Annotated in this window: 10 protein-coding genes and 2 tRNA genes; 3 read left to right on the top strand and 9 right to left on the bottom strand. The window is 37.2% G+C overall.

Translation table 11 applies throughout. The features are described 5' to 3' along the window. Nucleotides 1-98: 98 nt before the first annotated feature. From tkt to GYW75_RS04275, 5 genes are all read right to left on the bottom strand, one after another. Complete coding sequence (gene tkt / locus GYW75_RS04255; RefSeq protein ID WP_174798558.1) at nucleotides 99-2105, bottom strand: transketolase; 2007 nt, start codon at nucleotides 2103-2105, stop codon at nucleotides 99-101. 136 nt (nucleotides 2106-2241) lie between these two features. Continuing rightward, nucleotides 2242-3192, bottom strand: a complete 951-nt coding sequence (tal, locus tag GYW75_RS04260) for a transaldolase (protein ID WP_174798559.1) — start codon at nucleotides 3190-3192, stop codon at nucleotides 2242-2244. 321 nt (nucleotides 3193-3513) lie between these two features. Next, a complete protein-coding gene (locus GYW75_RS04265) occupies nucleotides 3514-3756 on the bottom strand; it encodes a FeoC-like transcriptional regulator (protein ID WP_238786397.1) in 243 nt (80 codons plus the stop codon). 77 nt (nucleotides 3757-3833) lie between these two features. Further along, a complete protein-coding gene (gene feoB, locus GYW75_RS04270; protein ID WP_174798560.1) occupies nucleotides 3834-6161 on the bottom strand; it encodes a Fe(2+) transporter permease subunit FeoB in 2328 nt (775 codons plus the stop codon). After that, a complete protein-coding gene (locus tag GYW75_RS04275; RefSeq protein WP_065589913.1) occupies nucleotides 6158-6400 on the bottom strand; it encodes a FeoA family protein in 243 nt (80 codons plus the stop codon). Before GYW75_RS04275 ends, feoB begins: the two co-directional genes overlap by 4 nt. 828 nt (nucleotides 6401-7228) lie before the next feature. Here GYW75_RS04275 and GYW75_RS12735 point away from each other — a divergent pair. Further along, nucleotides 7229-7333 carry a hypothetical protein gene (locus tag GYW75_RS12735; protein ID WP_446719039.1) on the top strand — a complete coding sequence of 35 codons (105 nt, stop codon included), beginning with the start codon at nucleotides 7229-7231 and terminating at the stop codon, nucleotides 7331-7333. A 44-nt stretch (nucleotides 7334-7377) separates the two neighbouring features. Here the strand turns inward: GYW75_RS12735 and GYW75_RS04285 are convergent, their stop codons facing one another. The 4 genes from GYW75_RS04285 to erpA form a co-directional block, all read right to left on the bottom strand. Further along, on the bottom strand, nucleotides 7378-8508 hold the full coding sequence (locus GYW75_RS04285) for a hypothetical protein (protein WP_174798561.1): 1131 nt from the start codon (nucleotides 8506-8508) through the stop codon (nucleotides 7378-7380). Between the two features lie 764 nt (nucleotides 8509-9272). Then, nucleotides 9273-9348: transfer RNA gene (locus tag GYW75_RS04290), tRNA-Gly, on the bottom strand. A gap of 18 nt (nucleotides 9349-9366) precedes the next feature. After that, nucleotides 9367-9454 (bottom strand) — tRNA-Leu (locus GYW75_RS04295). 216 nt (nucleotides 9455-9670) lie between these two features. Beyond that, nucleotides 9671-10009, bottom strand: coding sequence for an iron-sulfur cluster insertion protein ErpA (gene erpA / locus GYW75_RS04300; RefSeq protein ID WP_034914816.1), 339 nt, complete (start codon nucleotides 10007-10009; stop codon nucleotides 9671-9673). A 159-nt stretch (nucleotides 10010-10168) separates the two neighbouring features. On the opposite strand from erpA, the gene hemL reads away from it, so the two are divergent. Both hemL and bcp read left to right on the top strand, forming a co-directional pair. Beyond that, nucleotides 10169-11461 carry a glutamate-1-semialdehyde 2,1-aminomutase gene (hemL, locus tag GYW75_RS04305; protein ID WP_174798562.1) on the top strand — a complete coding sequence of 431 codons (1293 nt, stop codon included), beginning with the start codon at nucleotides 10169-10171 and terminating at the stop codon, nucleotides 11459-11461. A gap of 61 nt (nucleotides 11462-11522) precedes the next feature. Further along, a complete protein-coding gene (gene bcp / locus GYW75_RS04310; RefSeq protein WP_065559949.1) occupies nucleotides 11523-11999 on the top strand; it encodes a thioredoxin-dependent thiol peroxidase in 477 nt (158 codons plus the stop codon). Nucleotides 12000-12012: the final 13 nt, after the last annotated feature.

The raw sequence follows: 12012 nt of genomic DNA on the forward strand, positions 1-12012 counted from the left end.
CAAAAAATGGGTTAATCCTTTTGATTAATACTCATTATTTAAATAAAAAAACGCCATCAATACTTTCACTGATGGTGTTTTTTAGTATAATAAATTAACTATTTCAATAAACTATTTGCTTGCGCAAGTACATTTTCAACAGTAAAGCCGAATGCTTTAAATAGTTGATCAGCTGGACCTGACTCACCAAAGCTTGTCATGCCAACGACTTTGCCGTTAAGACCAACATATTTATACCAGTAATCGCTGATACCAGCTTCAATAGCTAGGCGAGCTGTCACTGATGATGGCAATACTGACTCTCTATAAGTGCTATCTTGTTTATCAAACGCATCAGTTGATGGCATTGACACAACTCGCACTTTTTTACCTGCTTGTGTAAGTTGATGATAAGCTTCAACTGCAAGTTCTACTTCTGAACCAGTAGCAATAATTATCAACTCTGGAGTACCAGTACAATCATTTAAGATATAACCGCCTCGATAGACATTGGCTAATTGTTCAGCTGTACGTTCTTGTTGTTTTAAATTCTGTCTTGAGAAGATTAATGCAATTGGACCATCTTTGCGCTCAATACCATACTGCCAAGCAATAGCTGATTCTACTTGGTCACATGGGCGCCAAGTACTCACATTTGGCGTAACTCGTAAGCTTGCCATTTGCTCGACGGGTTGATGCGTTGGGCCATCTTCACCCAAGCCAATTGAATCATGTGTATAAACAAATAATGAACGGATTTTCATTAACGCAGCCATACGAATAGCATTGCGTGCGTACTCCATAAACATTAAGAATGTTGCACCATAAGGAATAAATCCGCCATGTAAGGCAATACCGTTCATGATTGCTGACATACCAAACTCACGCACACCATAATGGATATAGTTACCATCAGCATTAGCTAAAATTTCTTTAGAGCCTGACCACATGGTTAAGTTACTTGGTGCTAAATCTGCTGAACCACCTAAAAACTCAGGTAATGCAGGAGCAAAGGCTTCAATTGAATTTTGTGATGCTTTACGAGTAGCTATTGTTGCAGGGTTTGCTTGTAGTTTATTAACCACATCGTTAGCAATTTGTGACCAGTCTGCAGGCAGATCACCATTAACGCGACGCTTGAATTCTTTAGCTAATTCAGGATAGGCCTTAGCATAAGCATCAAAACGAGCATTCCATTCATCTTCGTGCTGTTTACCTTTTGCTTTCGCATCCCAAGCATCATAATAATCTTTAGGAATTTCAAAAGCAGGATAATTCCAACCTAATGATTTACGGGTTGCTTCAATTTCAGCATCACCTAAAGGTGCACCATGACTTTCATGGCTACCTGCTTTATTTGGCGAACCAAAACCAATTACCGTTTTACACATTAGTAGTGATGGTTTATCACTTACTGCTTGCGCTTGTTCAATCGCTTGTTTTAAGGCTTTAGCGTCATGCCCATCAATACCACGAATAACATGCCAACCATAAGATTCAAAACGTTTTGCGGTATCATCAGTAAACCAACCTTCTACCTCACCGTCGATTGAAATTCCATTATCGTCATAAAATGCAATTAGTTTACCTAGCTTTAACGTGCCTGCTAATGAACACACTTCGTGCGATATTCCCTCCATCATACAACCATCGCCCATAAACACATAAGTATGGTGATCAACAATAGTATGACCTGCTTTATTAAATTGTGCCGCTAATGTTCTTTCTGCAATTGCCATACCTACAGCATTGGCAATACCTTGCCCAAGTGGACCTGTGGTTGTTTCGACACCTGGCACATAACCATATTCAGGGTGTCCTGCAGTTTTTGAATGCAACTGACGGAAATTTTTAAGATCATCAATCGTCACATCATAACCAGTTAAATGCAATAGGCTATAAATCAACATAGATGCATGACCATTTGATAAAACAAAACGGTCACGATCAGCCCATTTAGGATTGGTTGGATTGTGTTTTAAAAAGCCACGCCAAAGTACTTCGGCCATATCCGCCATACCCATAGGTGCACCAGGATGGCCTGATTTTGCTTTTTGCACGCCATCCATGCTTAATGCCCTTATCGCATTCGCCAGTTCGCGGTGAGATAGTGTGGTTGCATTCATGTCATCATCTCCAAAAAATTTTGAGTTTAAATTTGTTAATACCTGCAAGGTTAACATCACTTGCAAAATCGTTATTTAAATTAACGAAAGAAATAGCATAAAAATGGGGAGCATACTCCCCAATTGTTTTATATGATTATAACAATGCGCCAATCATATCTTCTAATTTGCCTTGATCTACGGCAAAAGCACGAATCCCTTCGGCTAATTTTTCAACTGCCATAGCATCGCTATTATGTTGCCATCTAAATTCGGCCTCAGTCATTGGCGCAGGACGAGCAACTATGGTTTGATTTGGATTGAGCTTCTGTACAACAGGCGTATTTGATTGTTGCATTTCGGCCAGTAAGTTAGGCGAAATTGTCAATCTATCACAACCTGCTAATGCTAAAATCTGATCGACCTTACGGAAGCTAGCCCCCATAACAATAGTTTTATAACCGTGTTGTTTATAATAATTAAAGATATTACGCACAGAAATTACGCCCGGATCTTCATCCGCAACATAAGGTTCGATTGATTTTTTAGCTTGATACCAATCATAGATTCGGCCCACAAAAGGCGAAATTAAAAATGCATTTACTTCAGCACAAGCACGTGCTTGTGCGAACGAAAATAGCAAAGTTAAATTACAGTTTATCCCTTCTTTTTCTAGCACTTCAGCCGCTTTAATACCTTCCCAAGTTGAAGCAATTTTAATTAAGATACGTGACTTATCAATACCCTTTTCTTCATAAAGTGCAATAATTTCACGTGCCTTTTCAATACATCCTTGTTTATCAAAAGACAAACGGGCATCCACTTCGGTCGAAATACGACCAGGAACTGTTTTTAAAATTTCGGCGCCAATATTAACTGCAACCTGGTCACACGCATTAACTAATTGTTGTTCTTTACTGCCACCAATTTTTTTCGCAGTTTCAACTGCAGAATCAATTAAATAACGATATTGAGGAAGTTGCGCTGCTTTCAAAACGAGGGAAGGATTGGTTGTTGCATCTTCGGGGGAAAACTGCTTAATAGAATCGATATCACCAGTATCGGCTACCACTACAGTTAATTTTTTAAATTCATCTAATTGACTCATACATTTTATCCTCATACAACGTTTTACTATAATGAAAGTATAATAACATTTATTCAACAATAAAACGACTTTGTCATGAGGTGGTCATTAATCTATCTTGTTGTCTAAAATCAGATAGGCTGAAAACATAAAATGTAGCCTCAGACTCTGATAATATAGAATCACTTATCCATGTTTGCTAGCTTATCCATACAAATAAAATTAATTCTGTGAATTTAATCACAAAATCAAATCAGCGTTAATTAGCATCATTTATCTATGATGCAACAAAATAATTGACAACACATTATAAATGTAAAAAGTTACTGATTCATGATTCAATTAAACCCAAACATATTCAACATTACCAGCTAAGTGACAGTTTGAACAAGAGTGACACTTATTAGTTTGGCAAAACAATAGCTGATCTTGTACTATGAGCTTTATCATCCCTTTTTTAATCCAAAACCCTAACATCTGCTCAGCTGCACTTTCAGGTAAACGAAAATGGCGTGCAACATCTTGCAATGGTACACGGCCTTTTAATTGTACATAATCACGAATCGACGTTATTAACATAGCCATAATCCGATAATTAAAGTTACAGAAAAATCACAAATCTTTTCTCTATCTATATTTTTACAAATTAGCTAGCCAGCTACTTACTGACAGCATGATGATTTTTTACACTGTTGTAGATTCGGTTCCGTTTGTTGGTTAAATGATGAATATCGCCCTAAAGTACGCATAAACAATAGTGCTACAACAATAAATACACTACATCCCAAAAGCCACCAACCTGCTATAGTAGAATGCCCAAGCAAAGTAAATTGATAATAAATCGTTGCTGTTAGCCATGCGATAGTAAAAGTCCAAATTGCCACAAATATCACCCATCTAAAACCAGCCTCTCGGTACACAGCTCCTAATGCAGCAGCACAAGGTGTATAAAGTAAAATGAAGATCAAATAACTCATCGCATTCGAAGACGAACCAAAAGCGCCCTTGATTTGAGAAATTGTTACCGAATTTACATCCAAATCAGACTGAAGTGAATCAATATTTTGTGAAACTGTATTAAACCCTAGTGGATCTAATACTGCATCTGATAGATCAACTAAATTCTTAGGAATCGTTGCCAACGCATCTACAATCCCTTGTGATAAATCAAATGACTTGGTTGCTTGCTCATTGTCATCGCCCATCGAATAAAGCGAATTAAGCGTTGCAATCACCGACTCCTTAGCAAAAATACCCGTAAAAATTCCCACCGTTGCGGGCCAATTATCGTGTTTAATCCCCATTGGTGCAAATGCTGGAGTGATTGTTTGGCTAACAACTGAAAGCATAGAGTCCTGCGAACTTTCGTGTCTAAACGAACCATCACTCCCCCATGAATTAAGTACACTTAATATTGTTACCATCAATACAATGGCTTTACCTGCTTTAAAAACAAACGACTTTAAACGCTGCCAAGTTAAACTAATTAGACTACTTAAAGTCGGAATACGATACACTGGCATTTCCATAATAAACGGTGTTAATGAACCTTTTAATAGCGTAAATTTAAGTATAAATCCAGTTATCATTGCCACAACTACACCAAGCAAATATAAGGCAAACACCACTAAAGAAGCATTTTTAGGAAAAAATATCACAGCGAATAAAGCATACACCGGCAATCTTGCTCCACATGACATAAAAGGAATCATACAGATCGACATAATACGATCACGTGTACTTTCTAACGTTCGAGTGCCCATAATGGCTGGCACACCACAACCGAACCCCACTAACATTGGCACAAATGCTTTTCCCGGCAAACCAATGCAACGCATCAGCCGATCGATTACCATTGCTGCTCGCGCCAAATAACCAGAATCTTCCAAAAAAGACAAACAAAAAAACATCGCCCCAATGACAGGAATAAAAGTTGAAACCGTTTGAATACCACGACCAATCCCATTAGACAAAATAGCCGTAAGCCAATTCGGTGCATTGATAGCATGAAGTAACTGCGTTGTGCCATCGACAAAGATAGTACCACACAGCACATCAAAAAAATCAATAAACACAGCCCCAAAATTAATTGCTAGCATAAACATGGCATACATTGCGAGTAAAAAGAACGGAATACCAGTAATACGCCCTAAAGTAATATTATCCAATATATCTGAAAATCGACGACTAAGTTCACGTGGTTTATCAATCACTTTCTTACAAATTGTATCAATCGTATCATAACGTGCACTAGCAAGCGCCACATCAATTTCATTATCACACCATTTTGCAAGCAATGAACGGCAGTTTGCAAACATCTCTTTTTCGCATTCGAGTAAGTTATAACGCGAATCATCTAATAACGCATCCATCAATTGCCAACGATTGAATTGATGCACAACACTATCATCTGGTAACTCACAAATACAACGATTAATCACCGCTTGCTGATCATCGCCAAGCAAATCAATCGACGGATGAGCAGCTTGTGGTGTAACTACCATATTTTCGATTTGTTGATAAAAACACGATAGACCCAATTTTTGGGTTGATGATATTGCTACTACAGGACAACCTAACAGTGTTGACAACATATCAACATTAATCTGCTCGCCCATTGCTTTAATTGCATCCATCATATTTAGTACAACAATCATTGGCACTTGTAAATCAATTAACTGACAAGTTAAATACAAACTACGTTGCAAATTAGTTGCATCAATAATATTAATAATAACACTATCACTATCAGACAACACAAACTGACGTGCGATAAGCTCATCTTGAGAAACGCTAAGTGGATCTGGTTCAATCGAATATGTACCAGGTAAATCGACAACTTCATATTGTGCATTATGATAAGTGAAAACACCTGTTTTACGTTCAACAGTCACCCCAGGCCAATTTCCCACACGTTGCTTTGAGCCAGTTAATAAATTAAATAATGTCGTCTTACCACAGTTAGGGTTACCAATTAATGCTATCTTCATTTACTTACCTCCATAACTTCAATAGCTTGTGCTTCTTTACGACGCAAACAAAGCCAAAATCCACGCATTTTAATTTCAATCGGATCACCAAATGGTGCAACTCGCACAACCAGAACCTTACACCCTGGTGTAATCCCCATTGCAAGTAACTTTCGACGAAAAGGTAACGATTCGGGTAACAACCTAGTAATAACCGCCTCGTGGCCTAAAGGTAACTGGTTAAGAGTAAAAAATGACATTACGCTTCCTAAAAATGACAACAGTGCTGATATAAATAATCATATAAAATTAAAAATACATATTTTAGAAAGAAATGAAGTTATTTTTAGTGTAAAAATGCGAATTATTCTCAACAAAAATAAATAAACAGTAAAAAAATAGTAAATATAATTAAACAATAAAAAATACAAACTCAAACCTTCGCTGTGTTGTGTTTCTAAATAGGTAAAATAAATACTCACGATGTAAATACCCCAAACTTAGTACACTCTCACGTAGAAAATTAAGCTGCCTGTTTTCGTGTTTTTAATTCAATAGGCATCATATTATTTGATGTCTTATGTGTAAGATATTACTAATATTGTTTACGGTAATTTGAGAAACTACTGTAATAATTAGTCGTAAAAAACAAAATTAGCGCTTTATCACCAGCAAGCGATATGGCGTTTATATCATAAAGAAAAAACGACGGCCATTGATTTGGCTAAACGCTATTACAAAACCTATCCAAGCAAAATGCTACAGGTTGATACCAAAGGTTTATCTTTACTTATAAATCAAACGAAACAGCAAACTAGAAAAATTATTTTCTAGTATTAACATGATTTTTTTTGTTTTTTTACTTAAACACGGTATTTTCCTGAAACTTTTTGACAAAAATTGGACAGTCTTTGTTTGTTAGATAAATATTTGTTTAGATAAACTGCGTGATAATCGCTGTATCAAGCAAAAATGTACCAATCCCACCTGTCAAACCGATGTGAAAGCCGAAAGAGTGATACAAACTTTGAATTGCGATATGGCATAATCGGCAAATATTTAGCAATTCAAAAGATAGAAAACAAAAACTGAAACGCTTTATTAATTTTTATAATACCGTTAAACCACATAAAGCGATTTCAGGGAAAACGCCTTATGAGTCTTTAGAGGATTATTTTAATTATGAAGTGTAAACAACTCGGCGTTTTCATACAGATTAAGGACTAAACGCTAAAAGCTAAGGTGCGGAGCAAAGGGCACCGCTGTAGTAGGTGCCAGCGAGGTTGGGGCTGGGACTGAGGTTGTCGACGTAGCCGTAGCTGCCGACATAGAACTGGTTGCTACCTGCCGCCTCGCTCGTCCAGAAGTCCAGGTGGACGAAGTCCGTATCAGCATCAGCGTAGCCGTCCATGCTGCCCCACTCCGTGAAAAAGCCAGCGCCTATGTAACGCATGAACCAATTACCTCGTGACAACGGCGTGGCGCCATCTATGTTATTTATACATGGGAAATCATTACTATCTACACCACACTTCGCATTGGTTAAATCCCTTACCCTCGGCATGCGGTAACCCAAACCATTACACCATGCTAACTGGTCACTATAATGACTCAAATTCTCCCCCCGACTGACGAACCACTGCCTCAACACAAACCCATATTTTACTACCTCAACGCCATATATATCTCTACCCACTAACTCAAACGTCTGCGGTAACCTTGGCTTAGCAATTGTGTTGGGATGAGGATTATCCCATTGATTTCTTGCCTCTGGACCTGTTAGCTTAACACGTGCTACAACTTGTCCCCTATCTTCTTTAGGAATCCACCAATCCTTAGCTACAACATTTGTCACTGTTGCAGTAATTCCCCCCAAAGTAACGGGTTCCCATGTCAATTCTTCTATATCTCCAGTTATGAGTAAATCAAAATATAAATTATGCGCACCCGTGGTCGGAAAATTTAGGCTGTATGATTCAGGATTGATTGATTGAACTAGGAAGCCCTTATCAGGATTCCATATGTCAGCTGGGCCTGCACATTTGCCGTCATTTTTATTACTATTACATAGAACTGGCCTTACATAATCAATAACTGCAACTACCGTTGAAGGTAAAATTATCGCATCACTACGATTATCCGCTCGAGCTATTTTACCATTCAATGCCTGTAAATTCGATGAAGATGACAATAATAACAATGCTAATACTAGCAAAGCTGTTTTAGGTGATTTGAGCGATAATTTCGAAGATATAAATAAGTTTTGTGTAAAAACTCGTCGAATAGGATTATTTGATAAATTTAAGACATAGGTTTGCCAGTGCTTGTGCCTTGTGCCTTGTGCCTTGTGCCTAAAATGATAATGCATTACGTTCCTCGTGTCAAGTAATATTTTGTTTTATTTCGATTTTTTATAATTACTCGCTTATTTAATAAGCTTGTTTTCCTACAGCGATAAAAGTATAACCATTTATAAAATAGTTGGCTAGTTTTTTGGCGGACTTTTTTGTAAAGAAATGTAAAGATGAAAACGATTCGGTTTTATAGATAGGTTAATTTTATAATTAAAATAGGGTGTTAGCTTTATAGCTTTTGAATTTTGTCGGAATAACTGATATTGGTGATAACGTTTAATTTAAGAATTTTGAGCGTAACATCTTACAAATCACATGGCTACAAAATATAAACTACGGTACCCAACGCCCACGCTCGCTCTTAACCATCGGCATGATTTACTCAAATCATTATGAAATTCGCCTTTTTTAAGCCTATTTGCTTTGCTCAGAAGTGCCAAATTGTTACTGATAAATTGGCATCCATAACAAAGCACAAACTCGCCAAACAGTCCTATTTGGCGTGCTGCCCTCAGTCTATCAGCAAAGCACTCCGACACAGTTAAAAGATAGGTAAATTAACCTTGCCGTGTTGTGTGTTTTCTCTAAAATAGCTCAGGTAGACTATTGATTTTATTGAAGTTTTTTATTTTGCTTAATTTAAGTAATTATTAGCTAATTTCTGTTTTTATTACAATGTTTTTGCTGTGTTTTTTGTGCCTTGCACACAACTAATAACTTTCGTTAGTTAACACACTATGGGATATAAATTTACTTTTATACTAAATAGATGTTTTATTGGAGCGGGAAACGAGGTTCGAACTCGCGACCCCGACCTTGGCAAGGTCGTGCTCTACCAACTGAGCTATTCCCGCATGAGAGTTGTTTGTTAGTGGTGCCCGGGGCGAGACTTGAACTCGCACGGCCAAAAAGGCCGAGGGATTTTAAATCCCTTGTGTCTACCGATTTCACCACCCGGGCTCAAAACTTATTACCAAAAGGTAATTGCGTTTCGAATGCTGTGCATTTTACCCATCTTAATTTTGCCGTCAACTAAAAATTAAAAATTATTGTTTAACTGCTCAATGTTTGTCACTTTTTATGGCTTTTATTAATCTTTCTATAAATATTAAAGTTAAAGTTATGGTTTATTATCTTCCCATAACGTTATTGGTATTTTTAAAACTTAAATATGGCTTAAACACTGAAAGATGAACCGCAACCGCATGTTGTTGTTGCATTGGGATTATCAACAACAAAACGAGAGCCTTGTAAACCTTCTACATAATCGATAGTGCCGCCAACTAGATATTGTAAACTCATGGGATCGATAACTAAAGATACACCATTTTTTTCAATAGCTAAGTCATCTTCGTTTACCTTTTCATCGAAAGTAAAACCATACTGAAATCCACTACAACCACCGCCTGTTATATACACCCTTAATTTTAGGTTTGGGTTCTCTTCTTCAGTGACTAATGATTTAACTTTGTTGGCTGCAGCATCAGTAAAGTTAATCGGTAAAGCATCGCTCATATTCTTCTCCTAATATATTGATCTTTGCATTATATACCTTTGCTAAATGAAAATACAAAATAGAAAACTTCTATTAAATAAATTTCTCATAGTTAGCTTGAATTTATTTTGATTTTATGAATAAATACAACAAATTTTTATAGAGAGATCATCTCAGTTATGCAAAACAATTTCAAATCAGAAAAACTTTATCATCAGGCTCAATCAGTTATGCCTGGTGGCGTTAATTCGCCTGTTCGCGCCTTTAATGGCGTTGGTGGTTCACCTTTATTTATCGAGCGTGCAAACGGTGCGTATATTTATGATGCGGACGAAAGAGCCTACATTGATTATGTCGGTTCTTGGGGGCCGATGATCCTTGGACACAATGACCCCGATGTAGCTAATGCGGTAATTAACGCTGTTCATAACGGTTTGAGTTATGGTGCACCAACCGAAATTGAAACCAAAGTTGCTAATTTGGTTACTCAATTAATGCCTTCAATTGAAATGGTGCGTATGGTAAATTCGGGAACTGAAGCAACCATGAGTGCCATACGTGTTGCACGTGGTTTTACTGGACGTGATAAGATTATTAAATTTGAAGGCTGTTATCACGGTCATGCTGATTATTTGTTAGTTAAAGCGGGGTCTGGTGCCCTTACTTTTGGTCACCCAACTTCACCAGGTGTACCTGATGATTTTGTTAAGCATACATTAGTTTGTGATTATAATAATTTAGAATCGGTTAAAAAACAATTTGAGCAATATCCCGACCAAATTGCCGCCATCATTATTGAGCCAGTTGCAGGCAATATGAATTGCGTGCCAGCAAAGAAAGAGTTTCTACACGGTTTACGAGCACTTTGCGATAAGTATGGTACGTTATTAATCATTGACGAAGTGATGACAGGCTTTCGAGTCGCACTGGGCGGAGCTCAAGATTATTATGATGTTGTGCCCGATTTAACTTGTTTAGGCAAAATTATTGGTGGAGGTATGCCTGTTGGAGCGTTTGGTGGTCGTGCAGATATTATGATGCAATTAGCACCAACTGGTCCAATATACCAAGCTGGAACGCTTTCAGGTAACCCCGTTGCAATGGCAGCTGGTTACACAACGTTAACCAAGTTAATGGAAGTTGGAATCTATCAAGAGTTAAAAGATAAAACCGCATCGCTTGCTGATGGTTTATTATCGGTAGCTAAAAAGCATAATGTGCCGTTAGTGTTGAATTATGTAGGAGGGATGTTTGGATTATTCTTTACAACTGCTTCTGAAGTAACCACTTATCAAGATGTGATGCAGTGTAATGTTGAATTATTTAAGAAATTCTATCATCATATGCTAAATGAAGGTGTTTATTTTGCACCGTCAGCTTTCGAAGCTGGTTTCATGTCACTTAAGCACACAGATAAAGAGATCAATCATACCATTGATGCAGCAAGTCGTTTTTTTAATAACTTAGTTTAGATGTATGGCACTTTTTATATTTCCAATTAAAAATTAAACTATTAAAATAGGTAATAATCATATGGTTAATCCACTTAAAGAAGGTGAAAAAGCACCTCAGTTTTCGTTGCCAGACCAAGATGGAGAGCTTGTAGGCTTAAATGACTTTAAAGGCAAACGTGTTTTAATTTATTTTTACCCAAAAGCGATGACACCTGGTTGCACTGTGCAAGCATGTAATTTGCGAGATTGTTCTGATGAGTTCAAAAAATATAATGTGGTGATCCTTGGTATAAGTACCGATAAACCTGAGAAATTATCTCGATTTATCGAAAAAGAGCTGTTAAATTTCACGCTGCTTTCTGACGAAAATCATGAAGTTGCTCAAGCATTTGGTACTTGGGGCGAAAAAGAGTTTATGGGAAAAACCTACGATGGGATTCACCGTATAAGCTTTTTAATTGGCAAAGACGGTAAAATCGAAAAAGTGTTTGATGATTTCAAAACCGCTAACCATCACGAAGTAGTTTTAGACTATCTTAAAAAACACAGCAAATAGTTCTGATTAAAAG

It is taken from the genome of Gilliamella sp. ESL0232 (assembly GCF_013346885.1).
GTDB lineage: Bacteria > Pseudomonadota > Gammaproteobacteria > Enterobacterales > Orbaceae > Gilliamella > Gilliamella bombi.

What these genes read in the sequence shown, in the direction of transcription:
- feoB (WP_174798560.1), bottom strand. Translation starts at nt 6,161, where the DNA reads ATGAAGATAGCATTAATTGGTAACCCTAACTGTGGTAAGACGACATTA.
- GYW75_RS04265 (WP_238786397.1), bottom strand. Translation starts at nt 3,756, where the DNA reads ATGGCTATGTTAATAACGTCGATTCGTGATTATGTACAATTAAAAGGC.
- tal (WP_174798559.1), bottom strand. Translation starts at nt 3,192, where the DNA reads ATGAGTCAATTAGATGAATTTAAAAAATTAACTGTAGTGGTAGCCGAT.
- tkt (WP_174798558.1), bottom strand. Translation starts at nt 2,105, where the DNA reads ATGAATGCAACCACACTATCTCACCGCGAACTGGCGAATGCGATAAGG.
- GYW75_RS04275 (WP_065589913.1), bottom strand. Translation starts at nt 6,400, where the DNA reads ATGTCATTTTTTACTCTTAACCAGTTACCTTTAGGCCACGAGGCGGTT.
- bcp (WP_065559949.1), top strand. Translation starts at nt 11,523, where the DNA reads ATGGTTAATCCACTTAAAGAAGGTGAAAAAGCACCTCAGTTTTCGTTG.
- GYW75_RS04285 (WP_174798561.1), bottom strand. Translation starts at nt 8,508, where the DNA reads ATGCATTATCATTTTAGGCACAAGGCACAAGGCACAAGGCACAAGCAC.
- hemL (WP_174798562.1), top strand. Translation starts at nt 10,169, where the DNA reads ATGCAAAACAATTTCAAATCAGAAAAACTTTATCATCAGGCTCAATCA.
- erpA (WP_034914816.1), bottom strand. Translation starts at nt 10,009, where the DNA reads ATGAGCGATGCTTTACCGATTAACTTTACTGATGCTGCAGCCAACAAA.